Here is a 22,895-nt window from a genome sequence, read left to right as displayed (position 1 = left end):
GACGGGGCAGAGACACTTATGGAAACGGGCGCGCGGCGCGAACGATGGGGGGTCGTCGGCCTCATCTTTCTGGCGTCGTGCCTGACCTATATGGACCGGCAAATGTTCGGCCTGCTGAAGCCGATGATGCAGGCCGAGTTGGGGTGGTCGGAAATCGACTATTCCGGCGTCGTCATCGCCTTTCATGCGGCCTTCTTCCTCGGCTTTTTGACCTTCGGCCCGATCATGGACCGCTTCGGCGCGCGCCGGGGTTATGCGGCGGCCTTCACCGTCTGGGCGGCGGCGCACACGATGCTCGGTCTGGCCAGCAGTCTGGCGCAGTTCGGCCTGATCCGCTTCGTGCTGGGGGTCGGGGAGTCCGGCACCTTTCCGGCACGTCTGAAGGCTATTTCGGAGTGGTTCAAGCCGCAGGAACGAGCGCTGGCCATCGGTCTGTTCAATGCCGGGGCCTCGTCCGGGGCCTTGCTGACGCTCGCCGCTGTGCCCATCCTTACGCAAACCTACGGCTGGCGCGGGGCGTTTCTGATCACGGGCGCGCTCAGCTTCCTGTGGCTCGGTCTGTGGCTGGCGGTCTATCGTCAGCCACCGATGGCAGACACAGTTCCATCCGCGCCGTCCCCGCGTCTGACCTGGGCCGTGTTCGCGAGCCTGATGAAGGAGCGCCGCGCCTGGGCCTATATCGTGGTGAAGTTCCTTACCGTGCCGGTCTGGTGGCTTTACCTGTTCTGGCTGCCGGACTTTCTCCATCGCACGCATAGTCTCGACCTCAGCGTGCTGGGCCTGCCCCTGTTGATGATCTTCGCGCTGGCCGACATCGGCAGCATTATCGGCGGCTGGGCATCGTCACGCCTGATCGCCAGAGGCCTGTCGGTCGGCCGCGCGCGCAAGGGCGTGATGGCGGCTTGTGCGCTGCTCATCCTGCCGCTGGTCGCGGTGCCGTTCAGCCCTTGGCTGTGGGTGTCGGTCGCCATCGTCGCTCTGGCCGCCGCCGCGCATCAGGCCTTTTCGGCCAATCTGCTCGCCCTGCCGTCGGACCTTTTCCCCAAGGACGTGGTGGGCAGCGTCGTCGGCATCGGCGGTGCGGCAGGCGCGATCGGGGCCATGCTGACGGCCATGCTGTCGGGCGTGGTTCTGGAATTCACCGGCTCTTACGTGCCGATCTTCCTTGTGGCGGGCACGGTCTATCTGGCGGCGGTGCTGGTTTTGCACTTCAGCCGCGCCTATCCGTCACGGCCGGCGTGAGAGGCAAAGAAGCGGGCGTTTCCGCCGTCGCCCATTAGATCCACAGCTTTTCGAATATCAACGTAATTTTTCGCCGTAAAGGCGATCTTAGAACTTTAAGGTTTAGGAGAGGGCATCCTGTATTATAGTAAGGTATCGTCTTTTTCATGCGTAAACTCAGTTCAGTAACCCGGCTTCTGGCCGGCGCATCCGCCTTCGCTTTCGTGTCTGCTGCCGCGCTGTCGGCCAGTGCCCAGACCTCGACCTACAGCGTCACCGGTCAGACGCCCGCGCAGATCAGCCTTAATCAGGCCTATCTCGGCAACGGTCCGCTCTCCAATCTCTCGAATCTGGCGACGGGCAATTATCTCTACAACTATGTGACGGTCTATTTTACGCCGACGACCGATGTGACCAACGCGCTGTTCGGGGTTTATGAAGCGAACTTCGACCCCATCTCGATCCTTTACCGCGGTAGCTTCGATCCGCTGAACCCCAGCGTCAACGCGCTGGTCGGCAATGACGACAATGCCGGACTGCTGGCTCAGGCGGGGGTCACCTCGATCGGTTGCGGCGGTGTCTGTTCGGCTTTCAGAGCCAATCTGACGGCGGGTCAGACCTACTATCTCTTCCTGTCGACCTACTCACCGAATACGGCGTTCACCACGCCGGTTTCGTTCTTCGCCACGGGCACGACCTTCAACTGGGGCACCTTCGCCGGCACGCCGACCACGACCGATATCGATACGTCTTCGGCATCGGGTTTCGACGCGGCCAATCTCGGCTCGACGCTCAATCCGGTCTTCAATGGCGGTACGCTGTACTTCACGAGCGGCAACCACACCTATGCCGACCATTTCCAACTGGCCAATAATGCCGGTAACGCCCTCGATGTATCGGGCCTGATCAATACTCTCGGCGGGCAGCTTACAGACGCCACGAGCGGCGGCGGCATTCGCTTTATCAACAGCGGCTCCGGCGGTTATCTGGTCCTCACGGGCGTCAGCACCTATACGGGTGCAACGACGATCGAAAACGGCGCCGAGGTCCGTCTCACAGGCAGCATTCTCAACACGTCGGGGGTTACGGTCAGTAACGGCGGCGTCTTCGTTGTCGGCAATGGCGGCACCCTGACGGCGGGTGGTCTAAGCAATCTGGCGGGCGGCAAGGTGATCGTCCTTCAGGGGGGGACGCTGACCGACGATATGGACAATGCCGGTGCGTATGAAAACGCCGGGACCTCCAACGCCATCGTCAATAGCAACAGCGGGACGATCCTGAACGATTCCACGGGTGTGTGGACGGGCGCGGTGCGTTCGAACACCGGCACCCTGACCAATAGCGGTGTCTGGAACGGCAATATGGCCTCTTCGGGGACGCTGGTCACGACGGGCACGATCAATGGTGTGGTCACCAACACCGGCACGTTGCAGGCGCGCGGCACGACCGGCGCGATCGATAATTCCGGCGCTCTGACGACGACGGGTAGCCTGACGACGACCGGCCCGCTGACTAACACAGGTACCGTCGCTATCGGTAACGGCACGTCGCTGACGGCGGGCGGCGTCGCCAACCTGACCGGTGGTCAAATCGTTATCGCTCAGGGCGGCACGCTGACCGACGATCTGGACAACGCCGGGACTATCGATAATGCGGGCGTGGCCAACGCCATCGTCAACACCAATGGCGGCACGATCCTCAACCGCGCCACCGGCATGTGGACGGGCGCGGTGCGTTCGAACACCGGCACCCTGACCAATAGCGGCGTCTGGAACGGCGCCATCGCCTCTTCGGGCACCCTGATCTCCACCAACCGCATCAATGGCGCCGTGACGAACAGCGGCACGGCGCAGGCGCGTGGCGTGATCAACGGCGCTCTGACCAATTCAGGCGTATTCACCCTGACTGGCGACCTGTCGTTCAACGGCGCAGCCATCGCCAATTCGGGCACGCTGAACGTCAACGCCACGACGCTGAGCGGCGCGGGCAGCGTCACCAATGCCGCCAATGCGACGATACTGGTCGGCACAACCGCCGGGGCAGGTCACCTCAACGCCGCTTCGCTGAGCAATGCCGGCACCGTGGCCATGCTCAACGGCCGCACCGGCGACACCATCGCCCTGACCGGCGCCTATACGGGTTCGGCCGGTTCGGTCCTGTCGTTCGACGTCGACTTGGCGACCGGTGCGGCGGACCGACTGACCGCCGCCAGCCTGGCGGGACAGTCGACCATCCGCCTGCGTAACCTCAACGCGGCCAAGACCTATCTGTCGGCCCCGGTCGTGCTGATCGCCGCCGGCAACAGCACGGCCACCTTCACCGTTGCGACGGATGCGGACACCCAAGCGGCGCTCAACACGCGCGCCCTGATCAATTATGACTTCCGCAAGATCGACGGCGGCAATGACTGGGGCATCGTTTCCACCCTGAACACCCCGGCGCTCGCCAGCCTAGCGACGGGCGTCACCGCCTTCGTCACCGGCCAGAACCTGACCCTGTCCGACCTGCCCGATAGCGCGATCGACACTAAGGGTCAGTTCGGCGCCAACCAGTGGATGGGCCGGACCTGGGCCGAAGCCTATACCAGCCAAACCGATCTGGAATCCGGTGCGGCGATTTCCGACACCTATTCGCGTGACGGTATCAGCCGCGCCAAGGCCTTGCAGGACGGTACGCAATACGGTTTCGACGCCGGGGTCTATAATATCGGCGGTTCGGGCGTGAATCTGCGCGCCGGTATCCTCGCCGGTTCGACCGACGGCAAGAGCCGCGACACCGACCTCTTCGGCGCGGTAACGACCTATGACGTGCCGCACTATGGCGCTTATCTGCTGGTCACTCGCGGCGGCCTGCGCTTAAGCCTGCAGAACCGTCACGACCTGCTGCGCCTCAAGGTGTCCAACCCGGTTCTCACCGTGGCGGGCGCTGCACTCAAGGGCCGCGGCGATACGGTTTCGGCCACGGTGTCCGGCGTCAAGACCTTCGGCCACTACACGGTCCAACCGTCGGCGGGCTATGTCGAAAGCCTGATCGATCTCGACGCCCTGACCCTGCCGACCGGCCTGGGTTCGGTCGAGGTCGCGCGCCTCAAAAGCCGCGCCCTGCACTTCGGTGTCAAGGTCGGCACGGAACTCGGCAGCCGCCACGTCCTGTGGCAGCCCTATGGCGAACTGAGCGTGTGGAACGAAGACGCGTCAGACACCCAGACGGCCTACCGTTCGGGTGCGGGCAGCGCGCCGGTGTGGATCGCCGGTCAGCGCCTCGACAGCTTCGGTCAGGTCTCTGCGGGCTTGACCGCGCAGATGCGCAACACGCCGGACCTCAAGGGGTTTGTCAAAGCCAATGTGCATAATGGCGACCGTCTGGAAAGCTGGTCGATCCGTGCGGGCCTGAGCTACAGCCTGAACTAGGCCGGGTTAGTCTCAAAACACAGGCCGCAGCTTAGGCTGCGGCCTGTTTCATTGGCTAGATCATTATGTTTTCTTATGGAAACATAATGATCTAGATTTTGTTTACGCCCTCGCCGGGCGGTGGCTCCGCCACCTTGGCCGCCGCCGCAATGGCGGCTTGAGCGGAATGATTCCATCAGAAATCATTCCGCTCTAACGATCAAGCTCTTTGAGCTTGGCGACGGCATTGGTATTGCCGGGGTCCTTCTCTAGAGACTTGCGGTAATTGGCAATCGCCTTTTCCTTCTGGCCCATGACCATATAGGCCTCGCCCAGACTGTCGTAGACATTGCCGGACTCCGGATAGAGTTCGGCATTGTGCTGCAGCAGTTTCAGCACATCCTCCATATTCTGACCGCCGCGCAGAAGGGTATAGGCCAGACTGTTCAGTTCCCATTCGGCCACACTGGAAGGATTGGCCTTGCGCAGGGCGTCATAGCGGGCGAGCACGGCATCCACGCCCTGGGTTTTGGCAATAAGGGAGAAGCCCTTGACCGGCCCGAGATCCTGCTTCCAGCCGTATTCTGCGGCATAACGCTGCATGATCATGGCGCTGATCTCGCTGCCGTTGTCGGAATTGACCATGATGACGATGCCCTGACCAGTCTGCCAGTTCATCACCATCAGCGAGCGAAAGCCTTCATTGGCGCCATTGTGGCCGAAGAGGCCCGGAACCTTATCGTCGGTGAAGAAGCCGAGCGCATCGCCATTGGGGGCCTTGGTCAGCATTTCGGTGGCGGTCGCCTGAGTAAGAACGTCCGTTTTACGGCCGCTACGCGCATTGGCGATAGCGATGGAGAAGCGGGCCAGATCGGACGGCGTGGTCCACAGCCCCGCCGCGGCCATTTCGGGATAGATGTGCGAGCGGCCATGAACGCGCTTACCGTTGCCGTAAGTGCCTGCGGCCGTGGCCTCCGCCTGCGCCGTGGGCAAAGGCTGGGCGTAGCTGCTGTCGATCATGCCGAAGGGCTTCAGCACCAATCGATCCATCAGCGCCGGAAAGCTTTCGCCGGTGACGTCGGTCATCAGGAGCTGTTCGACGGTGATGCCGCCGCCCGAATACTGCTGTTTCGATCCGGGTTCGAAAATAACGCGCACCGCGGCCGTGTTAGCCGGAGCCTCACCGTTGAGGATTTGTGTCACGGTGGGCAGAGGGGCGTCGATATCGTAGCCGGGAAAGCCATGTACGCTCAGGCCCGCCGTGTGCGACATCAGGCGGCGCAGCGTCACCTTCTGGGTGGCCGTAAAGGCGTTGTCTGGCACTTTCCAGCTTTTCAACCGGGTGTTGACGTCGGTATCGAGGTCCAGCTTCCCGGTCTGAACCAGTACCATGGCGCCTGCGGCGGCGACGGGTTTGCTGATCGAGGCGGCCTGAAACAGGGTGTGCGTGGTCACGGGCGTTGTGCCGCCGGTTTCTGTGACGCCGTAACCCTTGGCCCAGGCGATCCGGCCCTTCTCGACAACGGCGATGCTGAGGCCGGGCGCATCATAGGCCTTCATCAGAGCGTCGAGGCTGAGTCGAAGCGGGGGAGCGCCTTCGCCTTGCGGAACCTCCGCGGCGGCCGCCTCGATGCGTGCCATGCGGGGATCGGGCGCTTCGGCCATTACCGGCGTGGCCAGAAGAGACGCGGCGAATAACAGAGGTTCCAGCATGACAGGCTCCCGATGCGTGGAGAGAACACTACCCCTGGCGTGTCGGTGCACAAGTTAAAGTAATGTCAGGTTGCGTCTGGCTCTGCTTGCCGCCGGGGACGCCTGGTTAATAATCTTTTAAAAAAACACGCTAAAGAACACGTCAGGCGCGCATTTTGGCGCGCTTCGTGCACTGAGCCCGCTACGAACGGCCCCATCGCCGGCCGATGCTTCATATTGACCAGACACGCATATATTTACGGGAGTTTTTGATGAATACTGTATCGAAAAAGATGGCCCTGCTCGTTGCGCTTGCCGCCTTTCCGGGCCTGTCGTCCGCGAAGGAAGACATCAAGCCGGTTCAGGGCAAGGAACTGAAGGCGCTGGTGGAAGGCGCGCAGATGCGCACGGCGGCAAACATCACCCATTATTTCGGACAGGGCGGTGAATACCGTGCCGAGGGTTATGGCCTATCGTCGGGCAGCTACAAGATCGGCAAGGAGAATGTCTGTATCTTTGTCGGCGGCGGACAGGATCGTTGTCTGGAACTGTATCGTCAGGCGGACGGCTCTCTGCTGGCCATCTATTTCCGTGGCGGCGCGAAGGTCGGCTCTGAACGCGTCGACTTTGGCGGGGGCGCTTACGCGGCGCCGGGGAAATAGGCCGAAGCCGTGGGCGCTATTCCTGTGCATGTCTAATCGCTTGAATGAGCGAGGCCTGATTCATTGCTGATCGTTTCGCGCCGGGTGATGAGGCGGGCGCTGTGCTGGCAGGTCAGAAAATCCAACCCTGATATAAGCGTCTCCTGCGAAGGGGTGACACATTCTTTGCCGAATGTGTCACCCCTTCGCAGGAGACTGGACGCCATATTACGGCAAGGTGCGCAGGCTCTCGGTGGCCGAGCCGGGCGTGGTGATGCGGATAGTGTAGCCGTTGTTTTCAACGACCGGATCGCTGTCCTGACCAACGTGATAGCAGACGTCGCCGAGGCTCTCGCGGGCGACGCTCACGGTCTGGGTCGGACGGGTGTAGGATTTGACCTGTGTGCCGCCGGCGGCCAGCGTGCCGTTGAAACTCAGCGTGTCGACCGTTCGGCCGCCCAGCTTCAGTTCGGCGGTGATGTTGCCGTTGAAAGCCGTCGTGCTGATATTCTTCACCCCCCATTGTATCGGGCCGAGCGTCGTCGTGCCCAGAGCCACAGTGCGCGCGCCGTTCGGACCGGGCGCCGGCACCGGCAGGGTCGAGCACCAGGCCTTGCTTTTCAGGGCCGTGAGGATCTGCTGGCTTTCGCCGGGGCTGTTGCCGACCATCGTCGTGCCGCCGGTCGTTTCATACAGCCGGTTTCCGGGATCGAAGCCGTCGATGGGCGACGTCTCCGGCGGCGGGTTGTTGACGCGAGCCCGCATCTCGAAGCGGAAGTTGAGCGGCTCACCGGCAAATCGCGTGGAGCGGAAGGTCCGGCGGCGATCGTCGGCGGCGCCCCACATCGTGTCGTTGACCTCGCGCAGCGTGGCGGAGCTGGCGAAGGGACGCGCCGCGCCGCCCCTGGGTTGGCGCTTCATCTGAATCTGCGGCACCAGCGCGAAATTCCATATCGCGAAGCCCGGGACGCCTTCCCATGCCGCCCTGGTCTCGATGCGGCTTTCAGGCTGCGGCGGGCTGGTCGGACGGACGAAGCGCGAACCGCTGATCGAGCCGCGCCCGCCGGCCTGCGACAGATTGCCCGGATCGAGGCGCAGGTTGGTGAACTGATCCAGATTGATGCCGCCGACCGTGAGGTCGCGCGCCATGTCCGGGGCGAAGTCGGTTTCATCGATGCCCCGCTGTCCGGTGAGTTCCGGCAGGGGCAGAATGACCAGGCCGACGACTTCGTTCAGCGGCACGTAACCGGGGGCGCATTGCGGCGGCAGACCGGCTTCGAGATTGATGTTCTGCGGCAGGCACGGATCGTTGGGATTTTGCACCTTGGGCGGGTTTTTGAGCAGCGAGGCCGTCTTGGCGTACAGTTCCAGCGCGCCGTAGGTCTTTCGGGCCGAATTGACGACCGGGATGTTCAGGCGGACGGTCAGCACCTTGTCGGCCGGTTCTTCGCCGCAGGCCGCATTGCCGTTGCGGCGCGAGACGATGGTGCCGGTGATGTCGCTGCCTTCACCAGGGTCGTAGTTCAGCACGACCTTTTCCACCAGGTCGAGATTATCGCCGATCAGCACCAGACCGGTGTCGCCGGCGAAAAGTTCGATGTGACGCCCCGCGCCGGAATCGTTGCGATAGATGACCGGGTTGCTCAGGCCCGCCGGGTCGTAGGTGCCGCACTGGCTGTCGGAGGTGTCGACGCCCATAATGTGCGACAGCTTGGCTTTGCGCGTGGTTTCCAGCCGGTTTTCAAGCAGGGATTGCTGCGCGCCGGGCACGATCTGCGGGGTGCGGATCTGGGCGATTGCGGACAAGGGGAGGGTGCTGGCGCCCGCGCATAGCAGGGCCGCGAAAAGATGTCTGGACATCGGGATTTCCTTTTGGAGCTGAGGGGAAAAACGCGGACGCTTACGGTTTGGTCGTACCGATCGATCTGGGCGGTTGCGCCAGAGTCGGAGCGGCGGTGACGGGGGCGAGATAGGGCCGGTCGAGCGAGACCTTCCGGGGGAGGGTGATATTGGCCGTCTTGCCCGCCAGCGGTTCGTCCTGGCTGCTGCCGGTGTAGCTGGATGGCCGGTTGTCGCGGATGAATTTCACGGTGACGGAACCGAGCGCCCCGGCGCAGCCCGGTGCGTCGGTGAGGAGCAGTTCCAGCATGCCCGTGGTGACGCCGTCGCGGGGCGTGATCGTGCCTTCCGGGACCGCGTAACAGGTGTGCAGGCTTTGCAATGTGGCCTCGTTGAACGCGAGGGTGGACCATTGCAGTTGCGTGCCGGGTGCGGTGGGCACCTGAAGCGTGTAGCTGGCGCGCAGCCGACGGTCGGCGCTGACCGGCGCAGGTGCACTGAGGGTCATATCGCGCACGCCATTGGCCGGTTCGGACTGCACCGTCAGGATCAACGGCTTTTGCGAGGGGTAGGCCGGCGTTGCGCTGATTTCGTAAGTGGTGGTGCCGATAAAGTCGGAGAGGTCGCTCAGGTCGAGACGCAGCGATGTCTCGGTCCATTCTTGCGTCCGTTCATAGGGGGGCAGGGCGAAATTGACGATATTGTTGGCCTGTTGGGTGCGCTTCACCGTAATCCGGACCGGTTCGGTGGCCGCAGAGTCATACAGGGCATGGCCGGGTGGTGTTTCGCGCTTCCAGTCGAAATTGAGCGCAAGCGTGCCATTGAGATGGTCGCGGCAGGCCTGTTTCAGGGCCGAGGGCGATATCCGGAGTTCAAGCGACGATGGTGTATCGGGCTTCTGAAGCATTCGCACCGCGGTCGGCATGTCGATCGCGCCTCTCAGCGAGTCGGTATAGAAGCGTTTGAGGCAGTTGCTCGCAACCGTGACTTCCTGAGGCCGCCAGTACAGTTCTGTCACATTGCGCGTCTTGGCGGTGACCGCCAGAAATTCGTCACCGACATGCAGCCTGGCGTCTTGGTGCGACGTCACGGAACTGACCTTGAGAGTGAGTTGAACCGAGCCGATACCGCCGCATCCGGCTCGCAGATTGGCGGGACCGTTCGTCCCTTTGCGCGAGACGATCCGAATGGTGTTTGAACCGCTGATATGGATCGCGTTGGGATCGATATCTATGCCGTGCGCGAAGAGTTCGAGCGTGAACTCGCCCGGCCCGATCAGATTGAGCACCTTGCCCATGTCCGATAGACGCGAGGCTTGCCACGTCCTCTGATCGCCTTTGCAGTTGCCATTACTCTCCCGCAGGGCGGCGCTGTGGACGGACTCGACGGCGGCGTGGGCAGCCGGGGCGGTAAGGGAAAGGACCGCGGCGGTGAGGAAAAGAAGGTAGCGCATGATGAGGTTTTCCAAACGGGCTCACAACAGGATCAGGGCAGGATGAGTTCCTTCAGGATTTCGCCCTGATCGCGGGGCAGGCTGGGCCAGTTCAGCGGCGCATCGGTTTTGCGCGCCCGGCTGAACAGGCGTGAACGCGACAGGTTGGTGGTGATGGTGCCGAGATCGGAACCGGGGGACACGGTCGTGTGCCACAAGCCGATCAGGCGCTCCACATCAGCGGGGCGCGCCCACGGCTCGCTCTTGAAGGCCTGAGCGGGCGAGGGGGTGACGAGCACCAGCACGGCGTCGCGGCGATCATTGGTGACGCGGCGGTTGAAGCCAGACCCTATCAGGGGCGCATCGCCCAGAATCGGCGTCTTGGTCACCGAGGAGTCGCGCACGCTTTCGGACAGGCCCGACAGGATCAGCGTGGTGCCGAACTTCACCTCGACCGTGGTCGAAACGGTCTGCCGCCAGGTGTTCAGCGCTTCGTTGAAATTGCCCGCCGGTTCGCCGGCGAGGAAGGAGCGCGTGACTTCGATGCGCAGGCGCGAACCTTCGGCGGTGATGTCGACAGGTGTCACCTTGACCTGCGTGCCGATGTCGATGTTTTCGAGCTGGGAGAAGTTGACGCCCTTCACCGCCACCTTGGTCGAGCGCCCTACGAAGAAGTCCGAAGGCTCACCGCGATAGGCGGTCAGCATCGGACGGGCGACGACCTGATAGTGCTGGCCGAAACGGTTGAAGAGGTTGAGATTATAGGTGAGCTGGGGAATGCTGATGGTGTCGGTGATGGTCCGCGCCACGCCGGCATCGCTGCCGGAATGGGTCTGAAGATCCTGCCGGCCGTACTGGACCTGCAGGCCGTCGAGCAGATTCAGACCGATCGAGTCGCGTTGCGAATTCTGCGACAGGATGATGGCGACATCGACCGATACCTGATCCGGGGCGGCAGCGGAGACGGGCTCAGGCGTCATGACGGGGTCGGCGGCCTGTGTGCGCGTCAGATCGCCGAGACGGGGCTGTACCTGCATCGCCTCTTCCGGCGCGATCAGGGCCAGCTTCTGATAGGTCAGGGCCGCGCTGTTGGTCTGTCCGGCGGCGGTGTTCGATAGCGTTGCCATACGTAGCGCCGAGGCCTGCGTCGGTCGATCCCTGGCGACAGATGCGGCGCGTTCCGCGACCAGCGCCGCCATCTGCGGGTCGCCGGCCATGTAGGCGCTCATCGACAGGCCGAGCAGGGCGCGCGGATCGTCGGGGCGGGAGATGACGGCGCGCGCATAGTAGCTCTGGGCCTGCGTATAACGGCCCTTGTCGAACGCCGCCTTGCCGGCCAGCGCGGCGGCCCAGAAGGCGTCCTGACCGCTGCGCAGCGCCAGATCGTAGCCGGCCAGAGCGAGGTCGAGTTTTTCCGGGTCGCCTTGCCCTGAACCTTGCCCTGAACCTTGCGCCGAGGCCTGATAGGCCAACCCCAGCAGGGTCTGACGCGCCGGATCGGACGGCTCACGCGCCGCGGCATCGCCGAACCCCTTCAACGCGGCGTCATAATCGCCGCTTTGCAGCGCCGCCGCCGGGTTGGCGGTCGCGGCGGTCAGTTGCGGGACAGAGGCCGGCCCAGAGGCGGGTGCGGTGGCGCAGGCGGACACGCTGCACAGCAGCAGGGCACTCAGGGTTACGCGAACGAAAGAGGGCATCTTCATAAAGTGTCTCATCATTTTAGGGCTCCAGCGACCAGATGGCCTGAAGACCGGGAAGGCTCAGGCCGTAAAAATGTCCCTGAACGTCGCGCTCGAACGTCCAGGCATCGAAAAAGGGATCGTCGGCGAAGTCGAGCCGAACGGCGTTGCTGCCCAAGGTGAAGCAGGGCGCGTATCGCCGGTTTTCGCTCAAGCCCAGGTCGCGGCGGATCAGGGCGCGTTCGGCCTTTGAGCGCTGAGAAAAATCGCGCGGGCAGGGGTCGGGCGTCGCCGGAGCCGAGGACAGCGCGTTATAGAGATTGAAAAAATCGGCGGCGCGCGGCGTGCCGTTGACGCCTTGATTGAGACCGCCGGCCAGCGCGATCAGGCGGTTGAAGTCGACCGGGGTAATGGCCTTGGCCGAGCGCGAGCGGCGCAGGTCCTTCGTCTGATAGAGGCCGTTGCGACGCGCATGGGCTTCGGTGGGATTGCCATTGACGATCAGCAGCAGGGTCTGGATGCCGTCCTGATCGGCGATGTGGCAGACAGCCGTCTGACGCGCCGTGATCAGCGCCTTGACGGCGGTATGGGGCACGAAGGCCGCCTGTGTGGCGGGGGCCGACGCGACCGCCGCTGCCGACAGCGACACGGCCGTCAGTCTGAACAGGGTTCTGCGCGTCAGGATCGCCATAAATGCCTCCGTGACCGCGGTCCGGCCCCGAAACGGAGCGGTTGCCGCAATCTACGGAAAGCATGAATATTTTCTGGGGTTTGCCCATGTCGCAAATTGTTGCAAAGGGCGGAAACCTGCCGCGCGCCTGCGTCGCAGAGCGTCGCTATTCGACGGGCGTGCCCTTGCGCTGGCGCAATAGACGGTTGATCTCGGCATCGTCCATCCACAAACGGGCGATCCGCGCGTTACGTCCGGCGGAGCCCCACATCTCGTTGCGCCTGTCGGCGGCTTCGAGCAGGTCGAGGGTCTGACGGCGGTTCTGCGCCACGCTGGCCAGAAAAACCGGCCAGGCGTGGGTCTGGCGCGTGCCGGCCTTGATCTCGGCTATGGCGCGGTCCATCAGCAGCGTCTGGACGGCCTCTACCCCGACCTTCAACGCGGCGCGCAGTTCGTCGCAGTGCCGCATAAGGCTCTCATCCTTCACCAGTCGGGCGAATTCCGACAGGTCCTGCACATAGCCGACATAGTCGCCGTCGGCGAGTTTGATGACGCTGAGATAGTCGTGAATATTGGCGAAGTTCGGATGGCTTTGGGCCAGCCCGTTGAGCGCCGAGCGCGCGGGCGCATCGTCACCGGCAGACCATTGCGCCCAGGCAAAATCGGTCTGGATCGCAACATTGCCCGGTTCGATCAGCCGCGCGGCATTCAGTTCGCGCACGCCCGCCACCGTCTGACCGTTGTCGACCAGCACATTGCCGTACCAGAAATGGCTCTGGGCATCGCGCGGCGACAGCTTCAACGCGTGGCGAAAGGATTTGCCTGCCGCCGTCGGATCGTGCTCCCACCAATACTGCACAAAGCCCAGCGCCCGGTAGGCCGATGCCAGTTGCGGATCATGTTTCAGAGCGGTCTGCGCCGCATGTTTCGCCTTGGGGAACACCACAGTCGCCGGCAAGGTGCCGAACTCGCACGACAAGAGGTAGGCGTCGGCCAGCCCGGCCCAAGCCGGGGCGAAACCGGGTTCCTTGCGCGTAATGGCCTCGAACAGACCCAGCGCGCGCGCCAGACTTTCGGGCGTGCGCTGGGCCCAGGCGTCGCGCGCTTCCAGGTACATGGCGCTGAGGGCCGGGTCCGACGGCAGGGCGGGCGGTGCGGTCGTCGCGGGACCGCGCGGCCAGACATTGCCGATGGCGAAGGCCAGCGCCAGCGCCATTAGTCCGGCCACGGCCAGACGCCGCCAGTTGCGCGCCCAGAAACCGGGCGTCACATCCACTTGCGGTGGCTCGTCGGCCGCATTGGTCGAGGCTTCGTTGAGATCGCCCTGATGGGCGGCCCAGCTATCGAGTTCGTGGACGAAGGCGTAGACCGTGCCGGTCTTGCCGCCGGGCAGACGCCGTACGGGCAAGCCCCGCTGCTGGGCCCAGCGCATGACGGTCGTCCGGTCGCGCCCGAAATGGCCGCCGATCGCCTTCCAGCCGTCAAGCCGTCGTGAGGTCACCATGCCTCGCCATCCCCTCTGCCCGCATTTGGCCCGAGGCTAACGGCATACCGCCGATCCCGCAACGCGAAATGTGTCTGGCTTTCTGATGCAGGCCGTCCATGATGGGCCGAAACGACGTGGGAGGAATGGATGACGAAGGTGATATTTGCGGGCGGTCTGGGGCTGGGTCTTTTGATCGGCATGGTCGTGCCGGTTTGGGCGCAGAACGTAGCGCTGGAGCGCCGGGTCGCCGACCCGACGACGCGAAAAGTCGAATTTGCCGCCGGCGATGAACTGCGCCTGTCGACGGGCCAGTCTTTCCTGACGATGAAGAAGGACGGTTTCAAAATAGAGTCCACCCAGCCACATCAGAATATCGTATAATAAACATTATGAGCAATTAATTAGCAACAAGAGTGATACTCAACCATACCGGAAGAGATCACACCGGAGACTTTAAGGAGGGCTTCGGCGATAGCGCTTTTACCTATATTGACGATCAGGGCGTCAGCGGGCTTTTCCCGAAAGCCGATGTCGTGGCTCTGGTTCAGTTGCTGGAAGATGTGAAGGCCCGCACCGCAGCCTGATGCCTAAGACGCCAAAATACGCCTCCCCTGTCGGGTTTTGCGGGCCTCGCGCATCTAAGACAGATGGCTTGCGCTCACTCTTGCGCAAAACTGTCATCTTAAGCGTCTAAGAGGTGCGCCTTGACGATAATCTGGAGGCGGTCCCGCATGCCTGCGGTCCGGTGCGCCGACCCTATGGCCGAAGAATGGGCAGATCTGCGACAGGCGGTGGCGCGCTACGCGCTCAACGTCACGCGACACCCGGATCTGGCCGAGGACATCGCCCAGCAGACCCTGCTCAAGGCCATCGAGTACCAGCAGTCGAACATCGTCATCAGCATGCACGCCCTGGCCTTCCGCATCGCCGCCAACCTGGTGCGTGAACATTACCGACGGCAAAAACCCGTGGCCGAACTCGACGCGGCCCATGACATCGCCAGCAGCGATCCCCTGCCCGACCGGATCGCCGAGGATCGCGCCGAGACCCGCGCCATGATGCAGGTGCTGAACGCCATGCCCCCGCTGCGCCGCGACGTCTTCCTGCGCCGCCGCGTCGAGGGCCAGAGCTGTCAGGAGATCGGCCGCGAACTGGGGCTCAACCCCAAGGCCGTCGAAAAGCACATCACCCGTGCCCTGGGCGATCTCCACGCCGCCCGCCAGCGCTGGCAGGCCCGTCACGCGGAGGGCCAGTCATGATCCACGCCGTCGATAGCGAAACCCCCGAAATGCAGGCCGCCCACTGGGTCGCCGTCATGTCCGAGCCCGAAGTGCCGCCGCATGTCGAGCGGCAGTTCGAGCTGTGGATCACCGCCGCGCCCGAACACGCCGCCCTTTATGCCGATTGTCTGGCGGCCTACGATGCGCCGACCCTGAATGCCGCCGCCACAGGACTGCACGCCCGGCGCTGGCGCCAATGGCTGCCGCATTCGGCCGGGGCGGCGGCAGTGCTTGTGGTCGGCCTGATCGGCTGGGGCGTCTGGAGCCACCGACCGCAACCGGCGGAGCCGGCGCATCTGGTGGCCCTCACGACCGGCCCCGGCGAGCATCTGAGTGCGCCGCTTCCGGATGGCACGCGCATCGAGCTGAGCGGCGGCACCGAATTGAAAGTGCGTTACGGCGCAAAGCGGCGCGTGGTCGAGATGGTGCGTGGCGAAGCCTATTTCGACGTCGCCCGCGATGAGGCGCGCCCCTTCGTTATCGCCGCGCGCAGGACCGAGATCGAGGTGCTGGGCACGGCCTTCAATACCGACCTGCTGCCCGGCGGGGCCGAGGTGTCGGTCTATCGCGGCCATGTGCGCGTGCGCGACGATGGTCAGGCCCACGACCTGCGCGCCGGAGATCGCTTTACCGCCGGGGCGCCGCCGCCCCTGTCGCGCTTCGACCCGTCGATCGAACCCGACTGGCGCTCCGGCTGGTTTGAGGCCGAAGCCGTGCCGCTCAGCCGTCTCGTCGAAGAGGTCAACCGTTTCTCGAAGGTGCCGGTGCGTCTGCGTCACGCTACCACAGGTAGGCTGACCGTCTCCGGGCGTTTCCGCGTCTCGGACCCGGATCTGGTCATTAAAGCCCTTGAAAACGGCTATGGTTTGCGCGTCACCCACACGGATGAAGGCACAATCCTGGATAGGTGACACAAAACCGAAATCCGAAATACATAATTAATTCATATAATTATTTGTCGGGCCGGAAACACCCTTCGCATCTTTCCCATAAGCGGGCCGTGGGGGCCGCGTTAGTGGAGAGATAACGTGAAGACGAAACTGAAACTGGTCTGCGGCCTGTCGGCCGTGGCCCTGGGGGCTTTCGGGGCGTTGACGCCGGCTCAGGTTCTGGCTCAGCCCGCCGCGCGTTCGGCGCAAACCTTTGACATCAAGTCCAAGGCGCTGTCGGGTGCGCTCAATGACTTTTCGCGCCAGTCGGGCCTTCAGGTCGTCGCCGATCCGGCGCTGCTGACCGGCAAGACAGGCAAGGCGGTATCGGGCAACCTGACGCCGCGCGCTGCGCTTGAGGCGCTGCTGGCCGGGACGGGCCTGAGCGCCGACATCCGCGACGGCTCGGTCATCCTGCGCAAGGCCGGCGCGACCGCTTCGGCGGCCACACCCTCGAACACCGCCGCCGTGGTGGTCGAAGAACCTGAAACCATCGTGGTGCGCGGCTATCGCGGGGCCATGCTCGACTCGCTGGAAGACAAGCGACGTAACAAGAACGTCTCGGATCGCGTCAGCGCCGATGACATGGGCCGCCTGCCGGTCGAAAACGTCGCCGAAGCCCTCGCAAAAGTGCCGGGCGTCAACGCCGTGCGCGATGCCCGCACCGGTGAAGGCGACCGCATCACCGTGCGCGGCCTGTCGACCGAACTGAACAACTACACCATGAACGGCGTGAAGATGTCGGGCGCGGGGTCGCGCGACGCGCAGTTCTATCGCGGCGTCCGCCTCAGCTTCCTGCCGCCCGAAGGCATTGCCGGCATTACGGTGCACAAGACCATTATGCCGAACATGGACGGCGACGCGCTGGGCGGCACGGTCGAGATCGACACGCCGACCGCCTTCAACGTCAAGCCGCTCTTCTTCGGCGTCGCCGTACAGGGCGCGGTGATGGACAAGTTCGACAACCCGACCTCCGGCAAGGCCTCGGTGTCCTTCGGCCGTCAGTTCTCCGATCGTCTGGGTCTGTTCGTCACGGCCTCCTACGCCAAGCGCAAGACGCAGTTCGAGGAAAACGGCGGCGATGGCGACAGCCAGCCGCGCACCTGGTATTCCAATTCGGAAACGCTGGACGCCGATCTGAACGATTTCGTCTTCCGCGGCATGCAGATCGCCACGGGCCATACCGAGATCGAGCGCAAGGGCATCAACTCGTCCCTCGACTGGCGCGGCGACGACCACGACTTCCACCTGCGCGGCACCTATAACGAATACAAGGAAAAGGAATTTTCCACGCGCCTGAACTTCCGTAACGATACGGGTCAGTTCTCGACGCGCCTGTCGCAGGTCAACAAGACCGACAAGACGCTGAAGACGCCGGACCAGATGATCATCGGCTCGGACAGCCGCGGCAAGATCTACGGCTACACGACGGCGCAGATCGTCGACCGCGACAAGGACGGCGTCATCACCGACAAGGACAAGTCGACCAAGTCGCTCTATTCGCTCGACGGCGCGTCGGGCGTGTGGGACCCGCAGGGCTTCCGCCTGCGGCGTTTCTGGGAGGGCAGCTATTCGACCGGCCTGTTGTCGTCGCTGAACTTCGGCGGCAAGAGCCGCTTCGGCAGTCTGACGGTCGATTACGACCTTTCGACCTCGAAGTCCGAGGATCAGGCCGATGGCGAATATGAGTTGGAATTCCGCTCGGACAAGTATCACTGGCTCGGCAACAATGGCGTCGGCGTCGATAACCGCGCCGATTCCCGCTACCCCAAGTGGGTGCTGAACGACGCGGGCATGAAGGCCGTCCACGATCCGGCCAACTTCGCCTTTGCCGGTCTCGAAGCCGGTGTGTCGGCGGTCAAGGAAGACCTGAAACAGGCCCAGATCAATCTGACCTATGCGTTCGATCACGACTGGCTGCGCAACGTGAAGGGCGGGGCCAAGATCTACAAATCGGACCGCACCAAGTTCGAAGGCTCGTTCCTCAACCTCGACAATAATGGCACCCTGGCCGATTTCGCACCCTTCTACGGCACACCGGTCACCAGCTTGTTCGACGGACAGTACAGCGGCGATCATCGCCTCGGCATCGTGCTCGACGACGACAAGATGCTGGCCGAACTGGCGCGCGCCACGGCGGGCACCTCGACCTTCTTCGACGGCGACGCCCTGACGCCGGATGAGGCGACCATTTCCGACGAGGACAGCTTCGGTTTCGACGAAAAGGTCACCGCGGCCTACGCCATGGCGGAGGCCCAGTTCGGCAAGCTCAACCTGATCGGGGGCGTGCGCGTCGAAAAGACCGAGAACCTCGTCCGCGCGTGGATGATGGACCCGAAGCGCGGCAACCAGTATTCGGAAACCGAAAGCGAATTCACCAACGTCCTGCCGTCGATCCACGCCAATTACCGCCTGCGGCCCGACGTCATCCTGCGTGGTGCCATCTGGACCAGCTTCGCCCGCCCGGACATTGCCCGCATGAGTTCGGCGGAAGAATATAGCTACAACACCGACCCGGACGGTAACGGCACGCAGAACCCGGTGGCCGAATGGCAACTGGTGGCCATCGAGAAGGGCAATCCCGACCTGAAGCCGATGAAGGCGACCAATTTCGACGTGTCGCTGGAGTGGTATAACGGCAAGACCGGCGCCTATTCGGTCGCGGCCTATTACAAGGACATCCGGAACTTCCTGTTCCGCTCGTCCTCGTCCAACATCCGTAACGGTACGGCAGGTGAAAACGAAGACCCGAACGGCGTCCTCATCACCATGGCCAATAACGGTAAAAAGGCCAAAGTGCAGGGTGTCGAGATCAGCGCCCGTCAGATCCTGCACTGGCTGCCCTCGCCTTTCGACGGTCTGGGCGTGTCGTTCAACGGCACCTTCCAGACTTCGGAAGCCGTCACCGGCATGAGCTGGCACCCGGACGGCTACAAGCTGCCGTTGATGGAAACGCCGGAGCGCGTCTACAATCTCGAACTGTTCTACGAAAAGTACGGCTGGGAAGGCTATCTGGCCGTCAACCATCAGTCGGAAATGCTCAACGGCATTCAGGATTTCGGCAACAATCCGTATGAGCAGGACTACACCTTCGTCGATGCGAACCTGCGCCGTAACCTGACGGACAAAGCGACCGTCAGCCTCAACGTCCAGAACATGTTCGACGAGCACACCTACTGGCTGTCCTACGGTCCGACGGAAGCTTCCTCGCGCGCCTTCGTCAAGAACGGCCGCACCGTCAGCCTGAGCTTCAACTACCGTTACTGATAAAGTGTCCCCAGAAACTGGCGGCAACCTTCCGTGAGGGCGGTTGCCGCCCTTTTTCGTGAAAGAGCCCCGTGAAACGCCTCATGAAATTCCCTCTGATCGCGGCGGTGTCGTGGCTGACCCTCGCCAGCGTCACGTCCGCCCAAACGGCTGCCGAGCCGTTGGCCGCCGCCACCGCGCAGCCCGAACGCATTATTCTCAACCTGACCGCTGACCCGCAGCACGAAATGGCCATCACCTGGCGTCAGGCGGCGGGCAGCGCGCCGGGCAAGGTGCAGTTTGCGGTCTCCGAAGCCGGTCCGGACTTTGTGAACCGCACGCGCGAGGTCGACGCCAGAAGCGAAAACCTGACCCTTGACGTGCAGGAACAGACCGGCTTTCAGGCGACCTATAATTCCGTGGTATTGAAGGGCCTGATGCCCTCGACCCGCTACGTCTATCGCGTCGGCGACGGCACGCACTGGTCGGAATGGTTCCAGTTTTCTACCGCCGGAAAATCCGGTGAAAAATTCAGCTTCATCTATCTGGGCGACGCCCAGAACAATGTGTGGGAGCACTGGTCGCGCGTTTTGCGCGAGGCGTTGCGCGAAGACGGCAAGGCCGCCTTCATGCTGCACGCCGGCGACCTGATCAACCGTCATAGCGCCGATAAGGAATGGGGCGAATGGTTCGCCGCCGGCGGCTTCATCCACGCCCAGACACCCTCGATCATGACGCCCGGCAATCACGAATATGGCCGCCCCATAGACGATACCGGGGCGCGCCTGTCGCCCCAATGGCGGCCGCAATACACCCTGCCGGAAAATGGCCCCGAAGGCCGCGCCAAGCTGAAGGAAACCGCCTTCTACGTCGACTATCAGGGCGTGCGCCTGATCTCGGTCGATGCGCCGTTGCTGCACGGCGATGAAGCCGAACGCGCGGCGCAGGTGGCGTGGCTCGACAAGATTCTGGCCAACAATCCGAACCGCTGGACGGTGATCAGCCTGCACTTCCCGCTCTATTCGTCCGAGCCCGACCGCGATAATCCGCGCGTGCGCGACGCGCTCAAGCCCCTGATCGACAAGTATAAGGTCGATCTCCTGTTGCAAGGCCACGACCACGGCTATGCGCGCGGCGCCGCCCCGACGCCCAAGGGCGAAGCCCGCCCCGATGCTGACGCCACCGTCTATGTCGTCTCGGTCGCCGGTCCGAAGATGTATTCCGTCTCCGATCTGTCGTGGGCCGACCGCAAGGCGTCGCGCACCCAGTTGTTCCAGCATCTGACCGTTGAAGGCGATCGCCTGACCTATAAGGCCTATACCGCCAATGGCGTGCTCTACGACGCCTTCGCCCTGCAAAAAGATGCGAAGGGCCGCAAGACGCGCATCGAGATGAAGCCGGCCACACCCGAACTGTGGACGCCGGGCAAGAAAAAGAACACCAACGGCGATCTGGCGCAATAACGGCAACGGCGCGGCTATTCGCCGAAGGCGTGGACCTCAGCCACCACGTCGTAGGCGTCGCCGCGATAGACGGAGTGATTGATTTCGCACACCCGTCCGTCCGGCAGATAGCCGCGCCGCTCGATATGCAGACCGGCGGAGCCTTCGGCGACGTTAAGCAGTTCGGCCTGCGCCGGGGTGAGGATGACGGCTCGCAGTCTTTGCAGACCGCGCGTCGGGCGAAAACCGCCGCGCGCCAGCACGTCGTAAAGCGAGTGCGTCACCGCGGCGAGATCGGGCAGGACATAGGCCGGCAGGACGGTGGATTCGATGGCCACGGCCTCATCGTCGGCAAAACGCAGGCGGCGCAGACGCGCCACGCGCGACCCCGGTGACAGACCGAGCGCCAGCGCCTCGTCCGGCGTCACCATGCTGTGGGTCTTGTCCAGCCATTGTGAGCTGGGCCGGTGGCCGCGCGACAACATGTCTTCGGAGAACGAGGTCAGATGACTGAAGTTCTTTTCGATCCGCGGGGCGACAAACGTACCTGCACCGCGGCGACGATTGAGCAGACCTTCGCCAGTCAACTGGGTCAGGGCCTTGCGCACCGTCACGCGCGATACGTCCAGCGCCTCGGCCAGTTGCCGTTCGGGCGGGATAGGCTCTTCGGCCACCATGTCCGCGCGGGTGATCGTCTCACGCAGCAGGCGCGTCAACTGAAGGTGCAAAGGCTGACGATCGCCCTTGTTGAGCGCGGCGCGCAGTCCGCTCCATACCGGCGAGGCCAGCACCGACTGAGGATCTCTGAATTGTAAAGCCGGACCGCTCATCATCTGCACCCGAAAAACGACACGCTAAATTGGAAAACCAATTTGCAAAATCAACTATGAAACGTTAGATTGGTTTGTCAATTTAAATCGCGATGCGCCCAATCTAGGCAGGCACCTATGAGTTTACGGGGCGGATCTGCGGCAGGGCTTCGCTGACGGCCATGGCGGCCTTCAGGTTTTCGTAGTGGTGCCACATGGCGTAATGCGCGCCTTCGCCATCGCCGCGATGCAGAAAACTCACCGTGCGGCGGTGATCGGCCAGCAGGATGGCGCGGTAGCGTTCCCCGCACAGCAGGGCCGACAGGTTCTTGAACGCCGGCGACTGCTCGCGGCGGCGCCACATCTGATCGGCCATCACCACGAATTCCGAATTATGCGCCGCCAGCGCTATGGCGCGGTGGAAGCGCAGGTTCAGCCCGTTATACTCCTCGGTAATCAGCGAAGTGGTCAGGGCCTCCAGCGCTTTCTCGACCGCCACCATACCGTCTTCGTCGATGCGCGAAGCCGCCTGCCGGGCGATCTGGCTGTCAAGCCACTGGTGCGCGGCCATCAGGTCCGACGGATTCGGCGGCGAAACGCGGTCGGGATCTCCGCCTGGCGTCTCTTCGACCACATCGCCTTCGCTCTCATAGGCGTGGCGCGTGATATAGATGCCGGAGCCCTGACGCGACTGAACCAGTCCCTTGACTTCGAGCATGACCAGCGCATCGCGGATGACCGCGCGGCCGACGCCGTAAACCTCGGCCAGATCGCGCTCGGTCGGCAGCTTGCCCGTCGTGCGGAACTCACCCGAACGGATGCGCTCCAGCAACGACTTGCCGATGACCTGATAGGCCCGCAGATCGCGCTCGGAGCGGATCTGATCCGTAACGACCTCATCATTTGCCATCGGCGGAGTCCTGCCCTGTTTTACAGTCGCTTTCAAAGCCATAACCCGTCATTCGAATTCCGGTCAACCGGACGCGGTGGAGATACCCAAATGGTTGGCCAATCCGGAGCCCTTCATTGGCCAACCAATGCGAGAATAACTGCGAAACCCGCTTGGAACGCAAGTGCCAAAGTGTCGTCGTGTTATTTATGTGACACAAAATCAGAATGCGCGTTGTTTGGTTGACCGCT

At 63.2% G+C, this 22,895-nt stretch carries 17 protein-coding genes; 9 read left to right on the top strand and 8 right to left on the bottom strand.

What is annotated here, in order from left to right; all coding sequences use genetic code 11:
- Positions 1–18 precede the first annotated feature (18 nt).
- On the top strand, positions 19–1,242 hold the full coding sequence (locus tag LH365_RS17990; protein ID WP_226746383.1) for an MFS transporter: 1,224 nt from the start codon (positions 19–21) through the stop codon (positions 1,240–1,242).
- A 146-nt stretch (positions 1,243–1,388) separates the two neighbouring features.
- Positions 1,389–4,631: a hypothetical protein gene (locus LH365_RS17985; protein WP_226746382.1), complete on the top strand. Its 3,243-nt coding sequence runs from the start codon at positions 1,389–1,391 to the stop codon at positions 4,629–4,631.
- Positions 4,632–4,823: 192 nt separating this feature from the next.
- On the opposite strand, the gene LH365_RS17980 is transcribed toward LH365_RS17985, so the two are convergent.
- A complete protein-coding gene (locus tag LH365_RS17980) occupies positions 4,824–6,323 on the bottom strand; it encodes a serine hydrolase (protein WP_226746381.1) in 1,500 nt (499 codons plus the stop codon).
- A gap of 251 nt (positions 6,324–6,574) precedes the next feature.
- Here LH365_RS17980 and LH365_RS17975 point away from each other — a divergent pair, with 251 nt between their 5' ends.
- The gene (locus LH365_RS17975; RefSeq protein WP_226746380.1) at positions 6,575–6,964 is read left to right on the top strand and encodes a hypothetical protein; all 390 of its coding nucleotides are present in this window, start codon (positions 6,575–6,577) and stop codon (positions 6,962–6,964) included.
- Between the two features lie 207 nt (positions 6,965–7,171).
- On the opposite strand, the gene LH365_RS17970 is transcribed toward LH365_RS17975, so the two are convergent.
- From LH365_RS17970 to LH365_RS17950, 5 genes are all read right to left on the bottom strand, one after another.
- The gene (locus LH365_RS17970; protein ID WP_226746379.1) at positions 7,172–8,803 is read right to left on the bottom strand and encodes a hypothetical protein; all 1,632 of its coding nucleotides are present in this window, start codon (positions 8,801–8,803) and stop codon (positions 7,172–7,174) included.
- 40 nt (positions 8,804–8,843) lie between these two features.
- Positions 8,844–10,235: a hypothetical protein gene (locus LH365_RS17965; protein ID WP_226746378.1), complete on the bottom strand. Its 1,392-nt coding sequence runs from the start codon at positions 10,233–10,235 to the stop codon at positions 8,844–8,846.
- Positions 10,236–10,267: 32 nt separating this feature from the next.
- Positions 10,268–11,917: a tetratricopeptide repeat protein gene (locus LH365_RS17960; RefSeq protein ID WP_226746377.1), complete on the bottom strand. Its 1,650-nt coding sequence runs from the start codon at positions 11,915–11,917 to the stop codon at positions 10,268–10,270.
- A gap of 16 nt (positions 11,918–11,933) precedes the next feature.
- Positions 11,934–12,584, bottom strand: a complete 651-nt coding sequence (locus LH365_RS17955) for a hypothetical protein (RefSeq protein WP_226746376.1) — start codon at positions 12,582–12,584, stop codon at positions 11,934–11,936.
- A 145-nt stretch (positions 12,585–12,729) separates the two neighbouring features.
- Complete coding sequence (locus tag LH365_RS17950) at positions 12,730–14,067, bottom strand: tetratricopeptide repeat protein (RefSeq protein WP_226746375.1); 1,338 nt, start codon at positions 14,065–14,067, stop codon at positions 12,730–12,732.
- Positions 14,068–14,196: 129 nt separating this feature from the next.
- On the opposite strand from LH365_RS17950, the gene LH365_RS17945 reads away from it, so the two are divergent.
- The 6 genes from LH365_RS17945 (at position 14,197) to LH365_RS17920 (ending at position 20,967) form a co-directional block, all read left to right on the top strand.
- Positions 14,197–14,430 (top strand): hypothetical protein, encoded by a 234-nt coding sequence (locus LH365_RS17945; RefSeq protein ID WP_226746374.1) that lies wholly within the window; start codon positions 14,197–14,199, stop codon positions 14,428–14,430.
- Between the two features lie 32 nt (positions 14,431–14,462).
- A complete protein-coding gene (locus tag LH365_RS17940) occupies positions 14,463–14,633 on the top strand; it encodes a hypothetical protein (RefSeq protein WP_226746373.1) in 171 nt (56 codons plus the stop codon).
- A 147-nt stretch (positions 14,634–14,780) separates the two neighbouring features.
- Positions 14,781–15,308, top strand: coding sequence for an RNA polymerase sigma factor (locus LH365_RS17935; protein ID WP_226746372.1), 528 nt, complete (start codon positions 14,781–14,783; stop codon positions 15,306–15,308).
- Positions 15,305–16,240: a FecR domain-containing protein gene (locus LH365_RS17930; RefSeq protein ID WP_226746371.1), complete on the top strand. Its 936-nt coding sequence runs from the start codon at positions 15,305–15,307 to the stop codon at positions 16,238–16,240. The genes LH365_RS17935 and LH365_RS17930 overlap by 4 nt, the downstream gene beginning before the upstream one ends.
- A 117-nt stretch (positions 16,241–16,357) precedes the next feature.
- Entirely contained in the window at positions 16,358–19,525 is a 3,168-nt protein-coding gene (locus LH365_RS17925; RefSeq protein WP_226746370.1) for a TonB-dependent receptor, read from the top strand.
- Positions 19,526–19,608: 83 nt separating this feature from the next.
- Positions 19,609–20,967: a metallophosphoesterase family protein gene (locus tag LH365_RS17920; RefSeq protein WP_226746369.1), complete on the top strand. Its 1,359-nt coding sequence runs from the start codon at positions 19,609–19,611 to the stop codon at positions 20,965–20,967.
- Between the two features lie 14 nt (positions 20,968–20,981).
- Here LH365_RS17920 and LH365_RS17915 read toward each other — a convergent pair whose 3' ends face one another.
- Complete coding sequence (locus LH365_RS17915; RefSeq protein ID WP_226746368.1) at positions 20,982–21,776, bottom strand: GntR family transcriptional regulator; 795 nt, start codon at positions 21,774–21,776, stop codon at positions 20,982–20,984.
- Between the two features lie 115 nt (positions 21,777–21,891).
- Positions 21,892–22,665: a FadR/GntR family transcriptional regulator gene (locus LH365_RS17910; RefSeq protein WP_226746367.1), complete on the bottom strand. Its 774-nt coding sequence runs from the start codon at positions 22,663–22,665 to the stop codon at positions 21,892–21,894.
- Positions 22,666–22,895: the final 230 nt, after the last annotated feature.

Origin of the sequence: Asticcacaulis sp. AND118, assembly GCF_020535245.1 — a bacterium.
In the GTDB taxonomy this organism is placed as follows: domain Bacteria; phylum Pseudomonadota; class Alphaproteobacteria; order Caulobacterales; family Caulobacteraceae; genus Asticcacaulis.
This window is presented reverse-complemented; position numbering and strand designations above follow the sequence as displayed.

Excerpts from the sequence above, each read along its gene's own strand:
- LH365_RS17980 (WP_226746381.1), bottom strand. The coding sequence starts at position 6,323 with ATGCTGGAACCTCTGTTATTCGCCGCGTCTCTTCTGGCCACGCCGGTA.
- LH365_RS17930 (WP_226746371.1), top strand. The coding sequence starts at position 15,305 with ATGATCCACGCCGTCGATAGCGAAACCCCCGAAATGCAGGCCGCCCAC.
- LH365_RS17960 (WP_226746377.1), bottom strand. The coding sequence starts at position 11,917 with ATGAAGATGCCCTCTTTCGTTCGCGTAACCCTGAGTGCCCTGCTGCTG.
- LH365_RS17985 (WP_226746382.1), top strand. The coding sequence starts at position 1,389 with ATGCGTAAACTCAGTTCAGTAACCCGGCTTCTGGCCGGCGCATCCGCC.
- LH365_RS17910 (WP_226746367.1), bottom strand. The coding sequence starts at position 22,665 with ATGGCAAATGATGAGGTCGTTACGGATCAGATCCGCTCCGAGCGCGAT.
- LH365_RS17915 (WP_226746368.1), bottom strand. The coding sequence starts at position 21,776 with ATGAGCGGTCCGGCTTTACAATTCAGAGATCCTCAGTCGGTGCTGGCC.
- LH365_RS17965 (WP_226746378.1), bottom strand. The coding sequence starts at position 10,235 with ATGCGCTACCTTCTTTTCCTCACCGCCGCGGTCCTTTCCCTTACCGCC.
- LH365_RS17945 (WP_226746374.1), top strand. The coding sequence starts at position 14,197 with ATGACGAAGGTGATATTTGCGGGCGGTCTGGGGCTGGGTCTTTTGATC.
- LH365_RS17920 (WP_226746369.1), top strand. The coding sequence starts at position 19,609 with ATGAAATTCCCTCTGATCGCGGCGGTGTCGTGGCTGACCCTCGCCAGC.
- LH365_RS17935 (WP_226746372.1), top strand. The coding sequence starts at position 14,781 with ATGCCTGCGGTCCGGTGCGCCGACCCTATGGCCGAAGAATGGGCAGAT.
- LH365_RS17970 (WP_226746379.1), bottom strand. The coding sequence starts at position 8,803 with ATGTCCAGACATCTTTTCGCGGCCCTGCTATGCGCGGGCGCCAGCACC.
- LH365_RS17950 (WP_226746375.1), bottom strand. The coding sequence starts at position 14,067 with ATGGTGACCTCACGACGGCTTGACGGCTGGAAGGCGATCGGCGGCCAT.
- LH365_RS17990 (WP_226746383.1), top strand. The coding sequence starts at position 19 with ATGGAAACGGGCGCGCGGCGCGAACGATGGGGGGTCGTCGGCCTCATC.
- LH365_RS17975 (WP_226746380.1), top strand. The coding sequence starts at position 6,575 with ATGAATACTGTATCGAAAAAGATGGCCCTGCTCGTTGCGCTTGCCGCC.
- LH365_RS17955 (WP_226746376.1), bottom strand. The coding sequence starts at position 12,584 with ATGGCGATCCTGACGCGCAGAACCCTGTTCAGACTGACGGCCGTGTCG.